The 21319-nt window shown below is 60.5% G+C and carries 16 protein-coding genes; 10 read left to right on the top strand and 6 right to left on the bottom strand.

Annotated elements, in window-relative coordinates:
* The first annotated feature begins 139 nt into the window (after positions 1-139).
* From DKY63_RS18750 to gcvH, 3 genes are all read left to right on the top strand, one after another.
* A complete protein-coding gene (locus tag DKY63_RS18750; protein WP_110965446.1) occupies positions 140-1756 on the top strand; it encodes an ABC transporter permease in 1617 nt (538 codons plus the stop codon).
* A 156-nt stretch (positions 1757-1912) separates the two neighbouring features.
* The gene (gene gcvT / locus DKY63_RS18745; protein ID WP_110965445.1) at positions 1913-2995 is read left to right on the top strand and encodes a glycine cleavage system aminomethyltransferase GcvT; all 1083 of its coding nucleotides are present in this window, start codon (positions 1913-1915) and stop codon (positions 2993-2995) included.
* Positions 2996-3044: 49 nt separating this feature from the next.
* On the top strand, positions 3045-3428 hold the full coding sequence (gene gcvH / locus DKY63_RS18740; protein WP_110965444.1) for a glycine cleavage system protein GcvH: 384 nt from the start codon (positions 3045-3047) through the stop codon (positions 3426-3428).
* Between the two features lie 53 nt (positions 3429-3481).
* Here gcvH and DKY63_RS18735 read toward each other — a convergent pair whose 3' ends face one another.
* On the bottom strand, positions 3482-4624 hold the full coding sequence (locus tag DKY63_RS18735) for a DegT/DnrJ/EryC1/StrS family aminotransferase (protein WP_110965443.1): 1143 nt from the start codon (positions 4622-4624) through the stop codon (positions 3482-3484).
* A gap of 154 nt (positions 4625-4778) precedes the next feature.
* On the opposite strand from DKY63_RS18735, the gene gcvP reads away from it, so the two are divergent.
* Positions 4779-7652: an aminomethyl-transferring glycine dehydrogenase gene (gene gcvP, locus DKY63_RS18730; RefSeq protein WP_110965442.1), complete on the top strand. Its 2874-nt coding sequence runs from the start codon at positions 4779-4781 to the stop codon at positions 7650-7652.
* Positions 7653-7830: 178 nt separating this feature from the next.
* Here the strand turns inward: gcvP and DKY63_RS18725 are convergent, their stop codons facing one another.
* From DKY63_RS18725 to DKY63_RS18715, 3 genes are all read right to left on the bottom strand, one after another.
* The gene (locus DKY63_RS18725; RefSeq protein ID WP_110965441.1) at positions 7831-8148 is read right to left on the bottom strand and encodes a DUF2388 domain-containing protein; all 318 of its coding nucleotides are present in this window, start codon (positions 8146-8148) and stop codon (positions 7831-7833) included.
* A gap of 71 nt (positions 8149-8219) precedes the next feature.
* Positions 8220-10004, bottom strand: coding sequence for a GspE/PulE family protein (locus DKY63_RS18720; RefSeq protein ID WP_110965440.1), 1785 nt, complete (start codon positions 10002-10004; stop codon positions 8220-8222).
* 90 nt (positions 10005-10094) lie between these two features.
* Positions 10095-10433: a hypothetical protein gene (locus DKY63_RS18715; RefSeq protein ID WP_110965439.1), complete on the bottom strand. Its 339-nt coding sequence runs from the start codon at positions 10431-10433 to the stop codon at positions 10095-10097.
* A 126-nt stretch (positions 10434-10559) separates the two neighbouring features.
* Here DKY63_RS18715 and DKY63_RS18710 point away from each other — a divergent pair, with 126 nt between their 5' ends.
* Complete coding sequence (locus DKY63_RS18710) at positions 10560-11024, top strand: Lrp/AsnC family transcriptional regulator (RefSeq protein WP_110965438.1); 465 nt, start codon at positions 10560-10562, stop codon at positions 11022-11024.
* A gap of 122 nt (positions 11025-11146) precedes the next feature.
* Here DKY63_RS18710 and DKY63_RS18705 read toward each other — a convergent pair whose 3' ends face one another.
* On the bottom strand, positions 11147-12517 hold the full coding sequence (locus tag DKY63_RS18705; RefSeq protein ID WP_110965437.1) for an inorganic triphosphatase: 1371 nt from the start codon (positions 12515-12517) through the stop codon (positions 11147-11149).
* Between the two features lie 157 nt (positions 12518-12674).
* Between DKY63_RS18705 and argE the strand changes: the two genes are divergently transcribed.
* The gene (gene argE, locus DKY63_RS18700) at positions 12675-13826 is read left to right on the top strand and encodes an acetylornithine deacetylase (RefSeq protein WP_110965436.1); all 1152 of its coding nucleotides are present in this window, start codon (positions 12675-12677) and stop codon (positions 13824-13826) included.
* A 268-nt stretch (positions 13827-14094) separates the two neighbouring features.
* Positions 14095-15393 (top strand): amino-acid N-acetyltransferase, encoded by a 1299-nt coding sequence (gene argA / locus DKY63_RS18695; RefSeq protein ID WP_110965435.1) that lies wholly within the window; start codon positions 14095-14097, stop codon positions 15391-15393.
* A gap of 138 nt (positions 15394-15531) precedes the next feature.
* Here argA and tauA read toward each other — a convergent pair whose 3' ends face one another.
* Complete coding sequence (gene tauA, locus DKY63_RS18685; protein WP_110965433.1) at positions 15532-16521, bottom strand: taurine ABC transporter substrate-binding protein; 990 nt, start codon at positions 16519-16521, stop codon at positions 15532-15534.
* Between the two features lie 365 nt (positions 16522-16886).
* Here tauA and DKY63_RS18680 point away from each other — a divergent pair, with 365 nt between their 5' ends.
* The 3 genes from DKY63_RS18680 to DKY63_RS18665 all read left to right on the top strand — a co-directional run bounded on the left by DKY63_RS18680 (position 16887) and on the right by DKY63_RS18665 (position 21040).
* Positions 16887-18230 (top strand): OprD family outer membrane porin, encoded by a 1344-nt coding sequence (locus tag DKY63_RS18680; RefSeq protein WP_110965432.1) that lies wholly within the window; start codon positions 16887-16889, stop codon positions 18228-18230.
* 433 nt (positions 18231-18663) lie between these two features.
* Entirely contained in the window at positions 18664-20025 is a 1362-nt protein-coding gene (locus DKY63_RS18675; protein ID WP_110965431.1) for an OprD family porin, read from the top strand.
* Positions 20026-20401: 376 nt separating this feature from the next.
* On the top strand, positions 20402-21040 hold the full coding sequence (locus DKY63_RS18665; RefSeq protein WP_110965429.1) for a peroxiredoxin: 639 nt from the start codon (positions 20402-20404) through the stop codon (positions 21038-21040).
* Positions 21041-21319 lie beyond the last annotated feature (279 nt).

The following is a 21319-nucleotide window of genomic DNA, read 5'->3' as shown; positions in this document are numbered from 1 at the left end:
CTGACCCTGTAGGAGCGAGCATGCTCGCGATGAACGACACGACACCGCTGGCCGTCAGGCACCCCGCGTTATCGTTGACGTTTTTCGCGAGCATGCTCGCTCCTACAAGGGCTTCTCCCATCCGTTAGAGAGTTCGTCCTTGGCCCACCCCGCCCAACGCCGCTGGTATCCCCTGGTCTTCGCCATCGCTGCGCTGGTCCTGCTGCCCCTGAGTGTCCTGCTGCTGTCCTGGCAATCGATCGACCAACAGATCTGGTCCCACCTGTGGGAGACGCAGATGCCGCGCCTGCTGGGCAACACCCTGACGCTGGTGCTCGGCGTCGGCGTCGGCGTGACGGTTCTCGGGGTCAGCCTGGCGTGGCTCACCAGTCTCTGCGAATTTCCCGGCCGGCGCTGGCTGGACTGGGCGCTGATGTTGCCCTTCGCGATTCCTGCCTATGTGCTGGCCTTCGTTTTCGTCGGCCTGCTGGATTTTGCCGGCCCCGTGCAAACCCTGCTGCGCGAATGGTTCGGCACTGGCCTGCGCCTGCCGCGAGTGCGCTCCACGGGCGGGGTGATCCTGGTTCTGGTGCTGGTGTTCTATCCCTACGTTTACCTGTTGGCGCGCACCGCTTTCCTGGCCCAGGGCAAGGGCCTGATGGAAGCGGCGCGGGTGCTGGGGCAGTCACCCTGGCAAGCGTTCTGGCGGGTGGCGATGCCGATGGCGCGGCCCGCCATTGGCGCTGGCGTGGCGTTGGCGTTGATGGAGACCCTGGCGGATTTCGGTGCGGTATCGGTGTTCAACTTCGACACCTTCACCACGGCGATCTACAAGACCTGGTACGGCTTCTTCAGCCTCTCCACCGCCGCGCAACTGGCTAGCCTGTTGCTGTTGGTGGTGATGCTGGTGCTGTACGGCGAGCGTCGCGCCCGGGGTGCCAATCGGGCGAGTAACGAGCGTCCTCGGGTCAAGGCGCTCTATCACCTGCGGGGCATCAAGGCGTTGCTGGCCACGACCTGGTGCGGTCTGGTGTTCGCCTGTGCTTTCGTCATTCCAATGCTGCAATTGCTGGCGTGGTTCTGGCAGCGCGGGCGCTTCGACCTGGATGAGCGATACACCGGCCTGATCGTTCACACGCTCTATCTTGGCGCGATGGCGGCGTTGATCACCGTCAGTGTCGCCCTCATTCTGGCATTCGCCCGGCGACTGGCGCCGACCCCGGGAATCCGTGCCGGAGTCAGTCTGGCGAATCTTGGTTACGCCTTGCCCGGTTCGGTGCTGGCGGTGTCGATCATGCTCGCGTTCAGTTATCTGGATCGCGAACTGGTGATTCCGCTTTCCGGCTGGTTCGGTGGTGCCGGTAAGCCATTGCTCCTGGGCAGTCTTTCGGCGTTGCTACTGGCTTATCTGGTGCGCTTTGTCGCCGTGGCATACGGGCCGCTGGAAAGCAGTCTGGCGCGTATACGGCCTTCTTTGCCCGAAGCGGCACGTAGCCTGGGTGTCAGTGGGCCGCGACTGTTTTTCAAAGTGTATCTTCCGCTGTTGCTGCCGGGCTCGTTGAGCGCCGCGTTGCTGGTGTTTGTCGACGTGCTCAAGGAAATGCCCGCGACCCTCCTGATGCGCCCGTTTGGCTGGGATACGCTGGCGGTGCGGATCTTCGAAATGACCAGTGAGGGAGAGTGGGCGAGGGCCTCTTTGCCGGCACTGACCCTGGTCCTGGTCGGGCTGTTACCGGTCATCGGATTGATCCGACGTTCAGCACATCAAAACAGCTAGGTGCCAGTCCTACACCTTGCGGCTACAATGCGCGGCATTCGGTGCGGTCCGTCTGACAGAAAAAGTAGTAGAAATCGGCTGCAAGCCTTTTGACTCAAGGCTTTTACTCGATAGATTTCTCGCCCGCACCTTCGCCACGCCCGGAAGGAGAAACCCATGGGACAGCGTACGCCTCTGTATGACCTTCATCTCGCCCTCGGCGCGAAGATGGTCGATTTTGGCGGTTGGGATATGCCCCTGCACTACGGATCGCAGGTCGAGGAACACCATGCGGTGCGCCGCGACTGCGGTGTTTTCGATGTATCCCACATGACCGTGATCGACGTCGATGGCCCCCAGGCCAAGGCCTGGCTGCAGCACCTGCTGGCCAATGACGTCGAGCGCCTGCACAGCCCCGGCCGCGCCTTGTACAGCACCATGCTCAACGAGCAGGGCGGCATCGTCGACGACATGATCGTCTACCGCCTGGACGAGGGTTATCGTCTGGTGGTCAACGCCTCCACCCGCGATCAGGACATGGCGTGGATGCAGGCCCATCTCGCCGGCTTCGATGTGCGGCTCAACGAACGCTCCGAGCTGGCGATGCTGGCCATTCAAGGCCCCCACGCCCGACAGAAAGTCGCCGAACTGGTCAATCAGTGCCGGGGCAATCTGATCCAGCTGCTCAAGCCCTTCGAAGGCCTGCCTGACGGCGACTGGTTCTTCGCACGCACCGGTTATACCGGGGAAGACGGCCTGGAAATCATCCTACCGGCCGATCAGGCGCCGGGATTCTTCAACGATCTGGTGGGCGCGGGCATTTCCCCGATCGGCCTTGGCGCGCGGGATACCCTGCGGGTTGAGGCCGGCATGAACCTGTACGGCCAGGACATCGAGCTGCAGGTGTCACCGCTGGTCTCCAACATGGCCTGGAGCATCGCCTGGGAGCCCGCCACTCGCCAGTTCATCGGGCGCACCGCGCTGGAAGCCGAACAGAGCGGTGGCGTACAGCACAAACTGGTCGGTCTGGTCCTTGAGGAGCGCGGGGTTTTGCGTGCTCATCAAGTGGTCCGTATCGCTGATGTTGGCGAAGGGGAGATCACCAGTGGTAGTTTCTCTCCTACGCTTAGCAAGTCGATTGCGCTGGCGCGCGTGCCGATGGCAACTGCCGACCGCGCGGAAGTGGAAATCCGTGGCAAGTGGTACCCGGTCCGAGTGGTCAAACCGACCTTCGTCCGCCATGGCAAAACCCTGATCTAATCTTTCTGGCGGGCCTTGTCCGCCGACCATTTTCCTGAGGACACAGAACATGAGCGATATCCCTGCCGACCTGCGTTTTGCCGAAAGTCACGAATGGGCACGCCTGGAAGCCGACGGCACCGTTACCGTGGGCATCAGCGATCACGCACAGGAAGCGCTGGGCGATGTGGTGTTCGTCGAGTTGACCGAAGTAGGAAAAGTCTTCGCGGCCGGTGATCAATCCGGTGTGGTGGAGTCGGTTAAAGCGGCATCCGACATCTATTCCCCGGTTTCCGGTGAAGTGATCGCGATCAACGAAGAACTGAGCGCATCGCCTGAGTTGCTGAACTCCGAGCCTTACGGCGCCTGGATCTTCAAGCTCAAGCCAAGCAACACCGCTGAGCTGGACAAGCTGCTGGATGCGGCCGGTTACAAGGCTGCCATCGGCGAGTAATCGTTGAGCGACACTCCAAAGCCCCGATCCTTCGGGGCTTTTTCATTGCTGGCTCAGGCGTCGCGCAAAACCGCCTTCACGGCCGCCACCGAACGCTCGACATCCGCCTTGCTCATCGCCGTGAACATCGGCAACGAGACAATCAGCCGTCCGACCCGCTCGGCGACCGGGAACATCCCCTCCTTGAACCCGCGCTCGCGGTAAAGGCTCAACAGATGAATCGGCGGGTAGTGATAGCCGATCCCGACACCCAATGCCTGCATCTGCTCCATGAAGGTCGCCCGCGCCGGTTTGCCATCCGTACGCTCCGGCAATACCAGCTGGAACAAGTGCCAGTTGCTGTTCTCGAAGTCAGCTGGCGGCAGCTGAGCGCCGTACTGCGCCTCAAAGTCCTCGCCAAAGCAGGCGAAGTAGTGCCGGGCCAGGTCACGGCGATGAGCGGTGATCGCTTCGATGTGGGCAAATTGCCCCAGGCCAATGGCCGCGGCGACATCGGTCATGTTGAATTTGCCACCCAGCACGTCGACATCCAGGCCGTCGAAGCCGCTGCGGGTAACGCCCTGCAGCCGGTATTTCTCTGCCAATCGCACTTCTTCGGGTGTATTGAGCACCAGGCAACCGCCCTCGGAAGAGGTGACGTTTTTGTTCGCCTGGAAACTGAAGGACACGAAGTCGCCGGTCGAGCCAATGCGCTGGCCGTTCCAGCTGGAACCCAGTGCCTGGGCCGCATCTTCGATGATCCGCAGGCCGTGTTTTTGCGCCAGGGCGTACAACCGCGTCATGTCCACGGGCAATCCGGCGAGATACACCGGGATGATGGCCTTGGTGCGCGGGGTAATCGCCGCTTCCAGTCGGTCCAGATCGATGTTTCGGGTCACCGGGTCGATGTCGGCAAACACGGGCGTGGCGCCGACTTCCAGAATGACGTTGGCGGTGGCCACCCAGGAAATCGGCGTGGTGATCACTTCGTCCCCCGGGCCGATGCCGGCAATGCGCAGGGCGATTTCCATGGTGCAGGTGCCGGAGTTGAACGTGCGCACCGGGCGTCCGCCAAAATACTCCGAGAGTTGCGCTTCAAAGGCCTGAACCTTGGGGCCGCTGGTAATCCAGCCTGAACGCAATACGTCGCCGACCGCCGCAATGGTGGCTTCATCGATGGTGGGTTTGGAGAAGGGCAGGAAAGGCAACTGGCTCATAAATGTTGATACCTGATCATCGGACAATAGGTAAGCGCCGCACATGATGATCCGGATTGTCCGGCCGCGCCACGTCATCGACGCGAATACCGGCTGCTATGCTGGATTGACCGTGCCACATCGACGCAGAGCGCCAGACAAGAGAGAGCCCGTCATGTCCCAGTTGCCGTCCCTGAGCCAGTTACGCGACCCCAATGCCTTTCTTCGCCGTCACCTCGGACCGGATGCCGCCGAGCAGCAGGCGATGCTCGACAGCCTGGGGCTGGGCAGCCGGGTCGAACTGATCGAACAGACGGTGCCCCCGGGCATTCGCCTGAACCGCGCGCTCGACCTGCCGCCGGCACTCGACGAAGTAGCCGCACTGGCGAAGTTGCGCGGCTATGCCGAGCAGAACCAGATCTGGACCAGCCTGATCGGCATGGGCTATCACGGTACGCTCACACCGGCCGTGATCCTGCGTAATGTCCTGGAAAACCCCGGCTGGTACACCGCTTACACACCCTATCAACCGGAAATCGCCCAGGGTCGACTCGAAGCCCTGCTGAATTTCCAGCAATTGACCATCGACCTCACGGGCCTGGAACTGGCCAACGCCTCGCTGCTGGACGAAGCCACGGCGGCGGCCGAAGCCATGGCCCTGGCCAAGCGGGTCGCGAAGTCGAAAAGCAATCTGTTCTTCGTCGATGAAAACTGCCTTCCGCAAACCATTTCCGTGGTGCAGACCCGTGCCGAGGGTTTCGGTTTCGAGCTGATCATCGACGCTGTGGATAACTTGAAACAGCATCAGGTGTTCGGCGCGCTGCTGCAGTACCCCGACACCCACGGCGAGATCCGCGACCTGCGTCCCCTGATTGATCACCTGCATGCCCAGCAGGCGCTGGCGTGTGTTGCTGCTGACCTTTTGAGCCTGCTGCTGTTGACCCCGCCGGGGGAATTGGGTGCCGACGTGGTGTTCGGTTCTTCCCAGCGGTTTGGTGTGCCGATGGGCTACGGCGGGCCGCACGCGGCATTCTTCGCCAGCCGCGAAGAGTTCAAGCGAGCGATCCCCGGCAGGATCATCGGTGTGTCGAAAGATGCCCGTGGCAACGTGGCCCTGCGCATGGCCCTGCAAACCCGCGAGCAACACATTCGCCGGGAAAAGGCCAACTCCAACATCTGTACCGCGCAAGTGCTGCTGGCCAATATCGCCAGTTGCTATGCGGTGTACCACGGGCCGGAAGGCCTCAAGCGCATTGCCCAGCGGGTGCACCGGCTGACGTGCATCCTCGCCGCGGGTCTTGAGCGCAAGGGCATCAAGCGCCTGAACCAGCATTTCTTCGACACCCTGACCCTGGAGGTCGGCGGCACCCAGACCGCGATCATCGACAGCGCCCAGGCCGCACAGATCAACCTGCGCATTCTGGGGCGCGGGCGGTTGGGCCTGAGTCTTGATGAAACCTGCGACGAAACCACGGTGGCGCGGCTGTTCGATGTATTCCTCGGTGCCGATCATGGGCTGATCGTCGAGGAACTGGACGCTGAAACCCTGGCCGGAGGCATCCCCTCTGCGCTGGTGCGAACCTCGCCCTATCTGCGGCATCCGGTGTTCAGCGCCCATCACAGCGAAACCGAAATGTTGCGCTACCTCAAGCAGCTGGAAAACAAGGACCTGGCGCTCAATCAATCAATGATCCCGCTGGGCTCCTGCACCATGAAGCTCAACGCCACCAGCGAGATGATCCCGATCACCTGGCCGCAATTTGCCAACCTGCATCCGTTCGCGCCGAAAGAGCAGGCGGTCGGCTACTCGTTGATGATCGAAGAACTGGAGCGCTGGCTCTGCGCGATCACCGGTTTCGACGCGATCTGCATGCAGCCCAACTCCGGTGCCCAGGGTGAGTACGCGGGGTTGCTGGCAATCCGCAAATACCACGAGAGTCGTCATCAGGGCGGGCGGGATATCTGCCTGATTCCATCCTCGGCCCACGGCACCAACCCGGCATCGGCGCAGATGGCCGGGATGCGCGTGGTGATCGTCGAATGCGACGAGGCCGGTAACGTCGACCTCGATGACCTCAAAGACAAGGCCGCGCAAGCGGGCGACAAGCTCGCCTGCCTGATGGCGACCTATCCGTCGACCCACGGTGTGTATGAAGAAGGCATCAGCGAGATCTGCGAGGTTATCCACAGCCATGGCGGCCAGGTGTACATGGACGGCGCCAACCTCAATGCTCAGGTCGGGCTGGCGCGGCCGGCGGACATTGGCGCCGATGTGTCCCACATGAACCTGCACAAAACCTTCTGCATTCCCCATGGCGGTGGCGGGCCGGGCATGGGGCCGATTGGCGTGCGCGCGCACCTGGCGCCGTTCGTGGCCAATCACCCGGTGGTACCGATCGAGGGACCATTGGCGCAGAACGGTGCCGTCAGCGCCGCGCCCTGGGGCAGCGCGAGCATCCTGCCGATCAGTTGGATGTACATCGCCATGATGGGCCCGCAACTGGCGGATGCCAGCGAAGTGGCCATCCTCGCGGCGAATTACCTGGCGCGGCATTTGTCCGGCGCCTTCCCGGTGCTCTACACCGGGCGCAACGAGCGGGTGGCTCACGAATGCATTCTCGATTTGCGGCCGCTCAAGGCAGCGACCGGTATCACCGAGGAGGACGTGGCCAAGCGGCTGATGGACTATGGCTTCCATGCGCCGACCATGTCGTTCCCTGTGCCTGGAACGTTGATGGTCGAACCGACCGAAAGTGAGTCGAAGGCGGAATTGGACCGCTTCATCGGCGCGATGCTGAGCATCCGCGCGGAAATCACCGAAGTGCAAAACGGCAACTGGCCCGCCGAGGACAACCCGCTCAAGCGCGCGCCGCACACCTTGGCCGATATCACCGGGGTCTGGGAGCGGCCTTACAGCGTCGAACAGGCCGTTACGCCGGATGCACACACCAGGGCCCACAAGTATTGGCCGGCGGTGAATCGGGTGGACAATGTGTACGGGGACCGGAATCTGTTTTGCGCCTGTGTACCGCTGGATGAGTACCGCTGATCTTCCAGGCGGCACAAAACAACTGTGGGAGCGAGCCTGCTCGCGAAAGCGGCAGTTCAGTCAACAAATCTGTTGAATGTTAAACCGCCTTCGCGAGCAGGCTCGCTCCCACAGGGGATTTAGTGAGGCAATAAAAAATGCCGCTCATGTGAGCGGCATTTTCGTTCAGCCAAAAGGCTTATTCCGAAGCCAAGGCATTCTTCGCCAGAATCGCATTCGCCAATTCCATGTCCGAAGCCTGCAGACCCGGGTTGTCGGCGCGGACTTTCTGCATCGCCGCTTCCAGGTACGGGCCGCGGATGCCGCCATCGCTGGCGACGAAGCTGCTGGCATCGTCCTGGGCGGCGATGATCAGCTTGTGGTCCTTGAACGTCAGGTAGGTCGAACCGGTGGTTGCACCGGAGGAAATGACGTTACGCCAGAAGCTGTCAGCCATCGCCGAGCCGACTGGCAGGGACAAGAGGGCGATGGTGGCGACAGCAAGTTTGAAACGCATGATGGGTGACTCCACTGTTTGATCTACGCCCTTGGATTGCCTGCCCCTGACCGAGTTCCCTCAGGCCGCGCCTACTTCTGCTCGCTCTGCGGCGTCACCCGCAGCACCTCTTCGACCGTGGTCAAACCGGCCGCCACTTTTTGCGCGCCGGACAGTCGCAGGCTGCGCATGCCCTCCTTGAACGCCTGGCGCCTCACCGCCAGCAGATCGGTGTCGGGATTGATCAGGGCCTTCACGCCATCGGTCAATTGCATGATTTCGTACACCCCGGCGCGGCCGTGGTAGCCGGTGTCGCGACACTCCAGGCAACCGATGGCCCGTTGCGCGTTGGTGGGCAGCGGTGCCTGCCAGGGTCGGGTCAGGCTTTGCCAGTCTTCTTCGCCCAGGGTTTGCGGGGCCTTGCAGTGCGGGCACAAGGTACGCACCAGTCGCTGGGCCATGACGCCAAGGACCGTGGCCTTGATCAGGTAATGCGGCACGCCCAGTTCCAGCAGGCGGCTGATGGCGCTTGGCGCGTCGTTGGTATGCAGTGTCGACAGCACCAGATGGCCGGTGAGGGCGGCCTGGATCGCCATCTCGGCGGTTTCCAGGTCGCGGATCTCGCCGATCATGATGATGTCCGGGTCTTGCCGCATCAGCGCGCGCACCCCGGAGGCGAAGGTCAGGTCGATGTTGTGCTGGACCTGCATCTGGTTGAACGCCGGCTCGACCATTTCGATCGGGTCTTCGATGGTGCAGAGGTTGACCTCCGGCGTCGCCAGTTTTTTCAGTGTGGTGTACAGCGTGGTGGTCTTGCCGGAACCGGTCGGCCCGGTGACCAGGATGATGCCGTTGGGTTGGCGGGTCATGTCCTGCCAGCGGCGCAGGTCGTCGTTGGAAAACCCGAGCTGGTCGAAATCCTTGAGCAGCACCTCGGGGTCGAAAATCCGCATGACCATTTTTTCGCCGAAGGCCGTGGGCAAGGTCGACAGCCGCAACTCCACTTCACCGCCGTCCGGTGTCTTGGTCTTGACCCGGCCGTCCTGGGGTTTGCGTTTTTCCGCGACGTTCATCCGCCCCAGGGTTTTCAGGCGGCTGACGATGGCCATGCTCACCTGCGGCGGGAATTGATAGACGTTGTGCAGCACGCCGTCGATGCGAAAGCGCACCGTGCCCTGTTCGCGCCGGGGTTCGATGTGGATATCGCTGGCGCGCTGTTGAAAGGCGTACTGGAACAGCCAGTCGACGATGTTGACGATGTGCGCGTCATTGGCGTCCGGCTCCTGGTCGCTGGCGCCCAGGTTGAGCAATTGTTCGAAATTACCCAAGGTGTTGATTGGCTGCTCGCCGTTGCTGGCGCCGGTAACCGATTTGGCCAGGCGGAAAAACTCAACGCTGAAGCGCTGGATGTCCACCGGATTGGCCACCACGCGCTTGATCGGCAACTTCAGCACGTGGGTCAGGTCGGCTTCCCAACTGCTGACATAGGGCTGGGCGCTGGCCACGGTCACGGCGTCGCGGTCGATCGATACCGCGAGAATCTTGTGACGTTGCGCGAAGGCGTAGGACATCAGCGGCATGACGGCCGCGACGTTGATTTTCAGCGGGTCGATGCGCAGGTAAGGCTGGCCCGCCTGCTGGGACAGCCAAAGGGTCAGGTTTTCCAGGTCGTGGTGTTTGCCGGGGCGGCTGAGGTCGTCCAGTTGTTGGCTGGCGATGAACTCCAGGGGATGCATCTGGCCATGGTTGGCGTGACGGCGACGGGCATTGAGCGCGTGTTCGGCCGAGTCCTGGCTGATGTAGCCCTGGGCGACCAGTTCACGCAGTACGTCATTGAGATCCAGCCAGCGGTCCTGAAAGGCGAGTTGAACGGACATGCGGGCTCCTTTTGAACACAAGTGCGCAAAGGATAGTCGTGGCGTCACAGACCGTTGGGCCACTACCCGACGAAGCCATATCGATATTTTTCAGCCGGCAGCCTGAGCCGCTTCAACCCAGGCGGCGTCTGCGGTTTGCAGATCGACCGAGAGGACGCTGATCAGATTGCGCAATTTTTCCGCAATCACTTGGGCGCGATGCCAGCTCAATCCGTCGATCACCACCTCGATGCAGAGGGTGTCGGCCTGCCTTTGCACGTTCACTTGCTCCGGTGTCAGGCACTGCAAGGCGAACAGGTTGAGCGCGCGACACAGCAGGTCGGGTTCGGCATCGGCCAGCAATTGATAACGAACGCGACAGTGCGCGTTGCTGGCATTCCAGACATCGGCGCGGGTGGGCGAGGTATTCACGGCTTCCAGGTGCGGCATGATTGTTCTCCAAAATCACTGGAGAAATATTTACATTCGGTGGCGGGTATTTCTTATCTAAGATGAGCGTAATTGAGCTTGATTCGAATAAATCAATTCAAAAACTAATCAGTAGAAGGTTTTTTTATGCAGAGCGAGCTGGACAGTTACGATCGCAGGATCCTGGCGCTGCTGCAGGAGGACGCTTCGCTTTCCAGTGCGCAGATTGCCGAACAGGTGGGACTTTCACAGTCGCCCTGCTGGCGGCGCATTCAGCGGATGAAAGAAGAGGGGATCATCCGTGGTCAGGTGACTTTGCTCGACCGCAAGAAAATCGGCCTGAACACGCAGATCTTCGCCCAGGTCAAACTCAACGCCCACGGGCGTTCCAATTTCACTGAATTTACCGAAGCGATTCGCGGCTTTCCCGAAGTGCTGGAATGTTATGTGCTGATGGGGGTGGTGGACTTCATGCTGCGGATCGTTGCAGCGGACATCGAGGCGTACGAGCGATTCTTTTTCGAGAAGCTGTCGTTGGTGCCGGGGATTCAGGAGGTGAATTCGATTGTGGCGTTGTCGGAGATCAAGTCGACCACCAGTTTGCCGGTTTGAGATTTGCGTTTGATGTGCCGGCCTCATCGCGGGCAAGCCTTGCTCCTACAGATCAGAGTCGATCGCCAGATTTGGGCTCGACACCGACACTGTAGGAGCAAAGCTTGCTCGCGATAGCGGTATTACAGACGCAGCAGAGTCTTCCAGGCGCGATTCTGGTAAACCGCAATCGCCTGCTGCTTGCGCGCATCAAGCAGTTCGTCAGTGATCGTCGGTTCGTTCGCCAGTTGCGCCAGCTTGTTCAATTCACCGTACAGGCGATCCATTTCCGGAATCTCCAGCACGTTGCGCGCGTGGTGCAGCCAGACCTGGATGCGTTCGATACGCGGCAGTTGCTCGGCCAGGTCTTCAGGTTGCTGCTGGTAGCGCTGCAATTGCAGTGAGGTGGCTTCCTCGCTCAACAGCCTTGGCAGCCAGCTGCTCAGGTGCGCAGCGCCCTGGCGATTGCCACGGGTGTTGCGGTCGGCGGCCCAGGTTTTAGCCAGCAACCAGCGCGAGGTATTGAGCGAGAACTGGCCCCAGCGCGGGTCTTCGAGTTCTTCGAGGAATTGCTCAGGCGCGGCCTTGCGCACGTCTTCATCTTCAAGACCGGCCTGGACCAGCGGGCGCCAGTCTTCCAGCAGGGCGTCCAGGGCGACGCGCAGATCGTGGGTCGATTGACGCGGCGCGGCCTGACCCAGGCTGCTGATCAGTGCACGCAATTCAGCCAGGTTTTCCACCCAGTCCAGCAACAGGCGCCAGTGGCCGTTGAAGCGATATTGCTCGGCCAGACGCTGACTGCTGCCGAGCAAGTGCCAGCACAGCGCGGCGAAGGCTTCGTCCAGCGGGGTTTCGGCGGTGAGTTGCGGCGCCGGCAGGCTCAACGAATAGCTGTTGGCGTCGTACAGGCGATAGCCGCGTTCGGCCTTGCTGATGTCGCAAGGCATCAGGGCCAGTTTCTCGGCCAGTTCGGCAGCCAGTTCCAGCAGCGCGGCAGGTTCGCCTTCGCGCAGTTCCAGCTCCAGTTCGCAGATTTCTTCTTTCTGTTTGCCGACCACGACATGGCCCAGGTCCAGTGCGGCTTCGATGACCACTTTGGCCTTGCCACGGCCCCAGGCGATTTCGGCGCGTTCGCGGACGAAGTCGGTGGTGAAGATCGGCTTCAGGGTTTTCTTGTCCAGCTCGGCCAGCGCCTCGGGCCAGCACTCGCCGTCGAGTTTCTTCAGGTCGAGCTTGGCTTTGGGCAGGTGCCAGTCGTACTCGTTGCGCACCGACAAACCGGCGACGCTCTGGCCGCGGGTCTTGAGGGTCTGAATCACTTCTTCGCCATCCTTGCGCAGGCGCAGGGCGACCTTGGCGCCGGCCAGATCGCGCTCGGGCGTGTCGAAGTACTGATTCATCAACTCACGGCGTTCCCAGCCCGACTTGATGCGTTTTTTCAGGAGAGGATGCTCGCGCAGGGCGGCGAGGGTTTCGCGGCTGACGCGGAGTTTGATTTCGGTTTCTTTCTGCATGGCCGGAAAATCCAGGATCGGGAGCGCAGCCGGGGGGAATGTGTGGCTGCCAAGGTCGTGCAGTGTACAGGACTCGACCGGGATAGGGTCTGTGACGGTTTATTACTGTCGCCGGATGGTTCTATGATGGACTTCAATTCGGGGGTTGGAGTCTGTGATGCCTTTGCCGTCCATGAAAGATCAGTTCGCTGCGCTGATCGCTGCACCGTCCGTCAGTTGTACCCAGCCGAGCCTCGATTTATCCAACCGTCCAGTGATCGACCTGCTGGCCGCCTGGTTGGGCGATCAGGGTTTTGCCTGCGACATCCAGCAGGTCAGCCCCGGCAAATTCAATCTGCTCGCCACCTTCGGCACCGGCCCCGGCGGCCTGGTATTGGCCGGGCACACTGACACCGTGCCGTTCGACGGTGCGCTGTGGCAGACCGATCCATTGAAGCTCACCGAAATCGATGGCCGCTGGATCGGCTTGGGTGTTTGCGACATGAAGAGCTTCTTCGCCCTGGCCATCGAAGCGATCAAGCCCCTGCTCGATCAACCCTTCAAGCAACCGCTGATGATCCTCGCCACCTGCGATGAAGAAAGCTCGATGTCCGGTGCCCGGGCGCTGGCGCAGGCAGGGCGGCCGTTGGGCAGGGCGGCGGTGATCGGCGAGCCGACCGGGCTGCGGCCGATCCGCATGCACAAGGGCATCATGATGGAGCGCATCGACATTCTCGGGCAGAGCGGTCACTCCTCGGACCCGCGCCTGGGGCACAGCGCCCTGGAAGCCATGCACGATGCCATCGGTGAACTGCGCGGCCTGCGCCTGTTGTGGCAGCGCGAATTCCGCAATCCGCAGTTTGGCGTGCCGACGCCTACGCTCAATTTCGGTTGCATTCATGGTGGCGACAACCCCAACCGCATCTGCGGCCAGTGTTCGTTGGAGTTCGACCTGCGACCACTGCCGGGCATGGACCCCAAAGCCCTGCGCGCCGAGATCCTGCAGCGGCTCAAGCCGGTTGCTGAGCGGCATCAGGTCAAGATCGACTACGCGCCGTTGTTCCCTGACGTGCCGGCGTTCGAGCAGGTCGCGGATGCGGAACTGGTGCGGATTGCCGAAAAGCTCACCGGCCACAGCGCCGAAGCGGTGGCATTCGGCACCGAAGCGCCTTATCTTCAGCAGCTTGGTTGCGAGACAGTGGTGCTCGGCCCCGGCGACATCGCCTGCGCCCACCAGCCGGGAGAATTCCTCGAAATGTCACGTTTGCAGCCTACGGTGCATCTATTACGACAGTTGATTGAACATTACTGTCTGACACCGGCAGGTTGAATTCAACCCTTGTAGGAGCTGAGCTTGCTCGCGATGGCGGCAGGTCAGGCAACATCGATGCTGGCTGTGACGCCCTCATCGCGAGCAAGCTCGGCTCCTACAAGGTTTGTGCATTGCCCGGGCAGCCGTTTAAATTGCCAGTACCCCAACCCGTATTCATAAGGAGAGCGCGCGTGTCGCCAAGCCTGTTCCGACGATAACCATCAGCCCGCTGTGCGTTTTCTGTTCGCCCTTTTTCTCGGCTGCTATTTATTACAGGCCCAGGTTCATGCCCGAATACGTCAATTGGCTTCGTCACGCTTCGCCTTACATCAACGCCCACCGCGATTGCACCTTTGTCGTCATGCTGCCCGGCGACGGCGTCGAGCACTCCAACTTCGGCAATATCGTCCACGACCTGGTGCTGCTGCACAGCCTGGGTGTGCGTCTGGTGCTGGTTCACGGCTCCCGCCCGCAAATCGAGGCACGCCTGGCCGCCCGTGGCCTGACTCCGCACTATCACCACGGCATGCGCATCACCGATGCCGCGACCCTGGAGTGCGTGATCGACGCCGTCGGCCAACTGCGCATCGCCATCGAAGCGCGGCTGTCGATGGACATGGCGTCTTCGCCGATGCAGGGCTCGCGCCTGCGGGTGGCCAGCGGCAACCTGGTGACCGCACGGCCGATCGGCGTGCTTGAAGGCGTCGACTATCACCACACCGGCGAAGTGCGCCGGGTCGACCGCAAGGGCATCAATCGCCTGCTCGACGAGCGTTCCATCGTGCTGTTGTCGCCACTGGGCTACTCGCCGACCGGTGAAATCTTCAACCTCGCCTGTGAAGACGTCGCCACTCGCGCGGCCATCGATCTGGGCGCGGACAAGCTGCTGCTGTTCGGTGCCGAGGAAGGTTTAATCGATGAGCACGGGCGACTGGTCCGCGAGCTGCGTCCGCAACAGGTGCCGGCGCATCTGCAGCGTCTGGGCAGCAACTATCAGGCGGAGCTGCTGGATGCGGCGGCCGAAGCCTGCCGTGGCGGTGTGGCCCGCAGTCATATCGTCAGCTACGCCGAGGACGGCGCGCTGCTGACCGAACTGTTCACCCGCGACGGTGGCGGTACGCTGGTGGCCCAGGAGCAGTTCGAAGTGGTGCGCGAAGCGGCCATCGAGGACGTGGGTGGTTTGCTGGACTTGATCAGCCCGCTGGAAGAGCAGGGGATTCTGGTGCGCCGTTCCCGTGAAGTGCTGGAGCGCGAGATCGAGCAGTTCAGCGTGGTCGAGCGTGAAGGCATGATCATCGCTTGCGCGGCGCTGTATCAGATTGCCGACTCGGATGCCGGTGAGCTGGCCTGCCTGGCGGTGAACCCGGAGTACCGTCATGGCGGGCGCGGCGATGAACTGTTGGAACGCATCGAAACCCGTGCCCGGGCACAGGGCTTGAAAACCCTGTTTGTCCTCACCACCCGCACGGCCCACTGGTTCCGTGAGCGTGGCTTTGCGCCAAGCAGTGTGGAGCGCCTGCCATCGGCACGGGCGTCGCTGTACAACTATCAGCGCAATTCGAAGATCTTCGAGAAGTCCCTCTGAGCATGACGCAATGATCGTTCCCACGCTCCGCGTGGGAATGCAGCCCGGGACGCTCCGCGTCCCAAATCAAGAGCCGAACGCGGAGCGTCCGATGAGGCATTCCCACGCAGAGCGTGGGAACGATCATTGGTCGTGTTGTTAGTCCTGTACGAATTTCGCGCTGACATAAGGCGAATAGTCCGGCAGCACCGTCTCCACCTTCCCTTGCTCCTTCAAGAACTTCGCCGTCTCGCCAATCGCCTTGGCCGTGCCGCCGTCCAGCAGCGCGCTGGTCTGTTGTGCCCGGGCATCCGGGAATGCAGAACCGGCCAGCAACTCCGGTACGTCCGCAGCGTTGGCACCGGTCAGTTTGGCGATTTTCTGCACGGGCACGGAGTCCGCCGTCCAGCTGTCTTTATGCGCCGCATAGTCGGCGAAGGAGTCCAGGGTCACCTTGGCGAATTTCGCCACGACGTCGGGGTGCTTCTCGGCATAATCCTTGCGCGCCACCCACACCTCGAAGGTCGGCGCGCCCCATTGGCCGACCTGGGCGGCGTCGGTCAAGGTCTTGCCGGTCTTGCGAATTTCCCCCAGCGCGGGCGACCAGACGAACGCGCCATCGATGTCCCCGCGTTTCCACGCCGCGGCGATTTCCGCCGGCTGCAGGTTCACCACTTTGACTTTCGAGGTGTCCAGGTCCCAGTGCTTCAGCGCACCGAGCAGGCTGTAGTGGGAGGTGGAAACGAACGGCGTGGCGATGGTCTTGCCGATCAGATCTTGCGGTTTATCAATGCCGCTGCCGTTGCGTACTACGAGTGCCTCGGCGGCGTTGATCTGCGCCGAAACGATGAACGCCACGATCGGCAGGTTGCGCGACGCGGCGGCGGCCAGCGGGCTGGAGCCGAGGTTGCCGATCTGCACGTCACCCGAAGCGATGGCGGTGACCACTTCCGGTCCGCTGTTGAAACGACGCCAGTCGATCTTCTCACCGATGGTTTTTTCATAGAGGCCATCGGCCTGCGGGACTTTGCTCGGGTCGATGCCGGTCTGGTAGCCGACCGTGAGGTTGGCTGCGTGAGCTGTAAAAGAAAATAACAGCGACACACAAACTGTAACAATTGGTCTGGATAGTGCGCGTCTGGTGGTCATGGCGTTGTCCTTTTCGAATGGTTTTGTTTCAGAATTGCTTCCAAACCTAATCGATATAAGAAACGCCAAATAAATAACATTTAGGAATTAGCTTATTAGCCAGCCGCTCTATTCTGAAGGGGTGCAGGAGGAGTGAGCTAAATGCCTAAATGGTATGAGAAAAGAAGTCATCCGTTCTTTTCAGGTTTATGACAATTTCATGACCCTGCATGGACCAAAAAACCGGGGATTAGACTATGGTCGTAGACACACAAAGTTACGATTGACTTGTGAGTCACCGTCCGGCGCTAATCGCGCATCTTAGGATTCCGGGCACTTGACCCGAAACCAGGACTACAAGAATTAGAGACTAGAGGAGCTTAACAATGAACAAGTCCACCTTGGCCTTGGCCGTGGCCTTTGGGGTTGTGGCGCAGCAGGCAGGCGCCGCGGGTTTCATCGAAGACAGCAAGGCATCTGTTAGTTCGCGTACTTACTATTTCGACTCGGACAAACGTGAAGGCGCCAGCATTCCAGCCAACCGCCAGCGCGAGGCCGCTGAAGGCCTGAAGTTCGATTACCAGTCCGGTTTCACTCAAGGTGTCGTTGGTTTCGGTATCGACGCCCAGGCACTGGTCGGCATCCACCTGGATGGCGGCAAGGGCCACCACCCGGACAACAACTCCTTCAACCCTAGCGATTCCGATGGTTCTGCAGAGAGCTCGTGGAGCCGTGCTGCAGCCAACGTCAAGGCACGCTTCTCGAAGACAGAGGCCCACGTCGGTGGCGCTCTGATGCCGAACATGCCGATCCTGATCGCGAACGACAGCCGCGTGCTGCCGCAAACGTTTGAAGGTGGCACCATCACCTCCAAGGAAATCGACAACGTCACTTTCAACGTCGGCCAACTGGAGCACGCGACCGGTCGCGCTTCCTCCAACAGCACTGGCCTGTCCGTGGCTGGCGCTACCAAGGACAGCAACCAGTTCCGTTATGCCGGTGCTGACTGGAAGGTCACCAAAGACCTGTTGCTGCAGTACTACTTCGCGAACCTGGAAGACTTCTACAAACAGAACTTCCTGGGCCTGGTGCACGTCTACCCGATCGCGCCTAACCAGTCGTTCAAGACTGACATTCGCTACTTCGACAGCAGCTCCGACGGCAAGAACGGCAGCGGCCAGGCTGGCTACCAGTTCAACAACAACGCCGGTTTCGCCAAGACCCCGGGCGAGATCGACAACAAGACCTGGAGCGCCACGTTCACCTACACCCTGGGTGGCAGCGCATTCCTGCTCGGTCATCAGCGTGTCAACGATGACGGCGGCTTCGTCTTCCTGAACCAGGGCAACGTTGTCGATGGCAACGGTCGAAACGAAGGCGGCGGCGGCGCCAGCTTCTACTCCTTCACCGACGCCACCGTGGGCAGCTTCATCCGTGCTGGTGAAAACACCACCTACGGTCAGTACTCCTACGACTTCGCCTCCCTGGGCGTGCCAGGTCTGAAAGCTTCGGCTGCTTACCTGTACGGCCGCGACATCAAAGCCACCAACGGTTCGGGTCCGGACCTGAACGAGCGCGAAACCGACCTGCGTGTGGACTACGTCATCCAGACCGGCCCGCTGAAAGGCTTCGGCACCACGCTGCGTCACGGCGCTTATCGTGGCAACACCAGCACCCTGGACGAAGACCAGACCCGTCTGATCTTCAACTACACCTACAGCTTCATGTAAGCAGTCGGTGTGAAAAGAGCCTCGTCCCTGGACGGGGCTTTTTTTTGGGTCAACTTTTTTATTCCATAAAAGTAACTATTGATGATTTTTTATTCTTTTTAGATTTTTAGCTAAACGCCTACAGTAGCCCCACCTGTACCACAGGTCCCGCAGCGCTACGGTTCACCCCCGTTCCATCCTCCGATCACCACGACTACAGGAATCGGTTTACAGGCCGATATCTTCTATGGTCGGACATCGTACGACTTGATATATTCCATCCCGATATAAATAAGGATTGAGTGATTCATTTCGGTTTTATGAACGGGTATGCTGCGCCGCCCAAATTTACCGGGCGTGCATTCACCGCCGGTTCGTGGTGCACGTCATGCGAAACAAGGATCCAGGGCACTCGACCCCGGACCACAAAACTAGAAAAAACAGGAGCGAAACAATGAACAAGTCCACCTTGGCCCTGGCTGTGGCCGTAGGGGTTTTGGCGCAGCAGGCAAGCGCCGCCGGTTTCATCGAAGACAGCAAGGCCACTCTGGGTCTGCGTAACTTCTACATCAACACCGACTACCGCGATGGCAGTGCCAAACCGAACAAAAACGAAGAATGGGGCCAAGGCTTCGATCTGCGTTTCACTTCCGGCTACACCCAAGGCACAGTCGGCTTCGGTATTGATGCGATTGGCCTGCTGGGCGTGAAGTTGGATTCCGGTGGCGGCACTAATGGCAACGTTAACGCCGATGGCACTCCTGGTAACGCTTATGGCGGCACCGTGTTCCCAAGCAAGTCCAACGGTGAAGCGGTTGATAACTTCTCCAGCCTGGGCCTGACTGCCAAAGCCAAGATCTCCCAGACCGAGCTGAAACTGGGCACCCTGCAGCCAAAACTGCCGGTGATCGTGACCAACGACGGTCGCATGCTGCCGCAAACCTTCCAGGGTGGTCAGATCACTTCGGGTGACATCAAGGACCTGACACTGGTCGGCGGCCAGCTCGAGCACGCCAAGGGTCGTAACTCCAGCAACAACGAAGAGCTGTCGATCGCCGGTGCCAACGGTCGCACCGCGGCCGGTCGTGACAGCAACAAGTTCATCTACGGCGGCGGTGACTACAAAATCACCAAGGACCTGACGGCCCAGTACTACTACGGCAACCTGGAAGACTTCTACAAGCAGCACTTCCTGGGCCTGACGCACAACTGGGCAATCGGCCCGGGCGTCCTGAAATCCGACCTGCGCTACTTCAACAGCAGCGATGACGGTGCCAACGGTCACGATCCGTTCTACTTCACCTCGGGCAACTACAACGCACCGAACGGTAAAGGCAAGGTCGACAACAACCTGTACAGCGGTCTGTTCCTGTACACCGTTGAAGGTCACACCTTCGGTGGCGGCTACCAGGTCAGCAACGGCAGCAGCGACTTCCCTTACCTGAACCAGGGCGACGGTGCCTCGGCCTACATCATCACCGACATGCAGATCCAGAAGTTCGCCCGTGCCGGCGAGAAAACCTGGCAGGCACGCTACTCGTTCGACTTCGCCAAGGTCGGCGTACCAGGCCTGACGGCCGGTATGATCTACCTGCACGGCGACGACATCGATACCGTCAACGCTGCCGGTCGCCAGGCGGCCAACGGTGCTTCCGAGTGGGAACGCGACCTGACCGTGGGTTACGTCGTACAGTCCGGCGCCCTGAAGAACCTGGGCGTGATGTGGAAAAACGCCACCTGGCGTACCGACCTGCCGAACACCCGTTCCCAGGACGAAAACCGCCTGATCGTCAGCTACTCGATCCCGCTGTTGTAACAGCGTGTGGGAGCGAGCCTGCTCGCGAAAGCGGTGTGTCATTCAGCAGGTTTGTGGCTGACACGGCGCCATCGCGAGCAGGCTCGCTCCTACAGTGAGTGACCGAAAAAAAGCCCCGCCCGGCACCTCGCCGGGCGGGGCTTTTGCGTTTCAAGACGGGGTCACCCCCGTAAACCCGCCTTGAAATCCCCTTTTTTGCAGCTACTCAAGGCCTTCTCGAACCTTGTTGGCGATGTTCGGCGCGATGGCCGATCGCGTCCAGTGAACAGATGTTTAATATTTCTTTATGGTCTAAATAAATCGATATTTATTCTTTTTAATAGATAAGAAATGCAGGCACAGTTGGCCCATACAAGCACTCAAAAGGAGCAGCACCATGGGCCTCAGACTCGGCGACATCGCCCCCGATTTCGAACAGGATTCCAGCGCCGGAACCATCCGTTTCCACCAGTGGCTGGGCAATAGCTGGGGTGTGCTGTTCTCCCATCCGGCCGACTTCACACCGGTGTGCACCACCGAGCTGGGCTTCACCGCGAAACTGAAAGATGAATTCGCCAAGCGTGGGGTCAAGGCCATCGCGCTGTCCGTCGACCCGGTGGATTCGCACCATCGCTGGATCGCAGACATCAACGAAACCCAGAACACCGTCGTCAACTTCCCGATCCTCGACGACGCCGACCGCAAGGTCTCGGACCTCTACGACCTGATCCATCCCAACGCCAACGACACCCTGACCGTGCGCTCGCTGTTCGTGATCGACCCGAACAAAAAGGTGCGGCTGACCATCACCTACCCGGCCAGCACGGGCCGCAACTTCAATGAAATCCTGCGGGTGATCGATTCGCTGCAACTCACCGACAACTACAAGGTGGCCACCCCGGCCAACTGGCAGGACGGTGACGAGGTGGTGATCGTGCCTTCGCTCAAGGATGAAGAGGAAATCAAACAGCGCTTTCCCAAGGGCTATCGCGCGGTGAAGCCTTACCTTCGCCTGACGCCGCAGCCCAATCGATAGCGCGAACCTGTAGGAGCAAGGCTTGCCCGCGATGAATACGACGCGGTATTTCGGTCGTCATGGAGGACGCCATCGCGGGCAAGCCTTGCTCCTACAGGAGGCGTGTACAGATACACAAAGCAGGGGGACTTCAGGCCGTTTCGACGGCCTGTTTTTTTGCCTGGAGAAAACCAAAACGCATATTTCTTAAATGAATAACCAAATGAATAAATATGATTTATGGATATATAAATCAGCTGTTAAGGTCACTCCATCAAAGCGAGATCGCAAACCGCGAAT

Origin of the sequence: Pseudomonas putida, assembly GCF_003228315.1 — a bacterium.
GTDB lineage: Bacteria > Pseudomonadota > Gammaproteobacteria > Pseudomonadales > Pseudomonadaceae > Aquipseudomonas > Aquipseudomonas putida_S.
The sequence above is the reverse complement of the archived record's forward strand: the minus strand, read 5'-3'. Positions and strand labels throughout refer to the sequence as shown.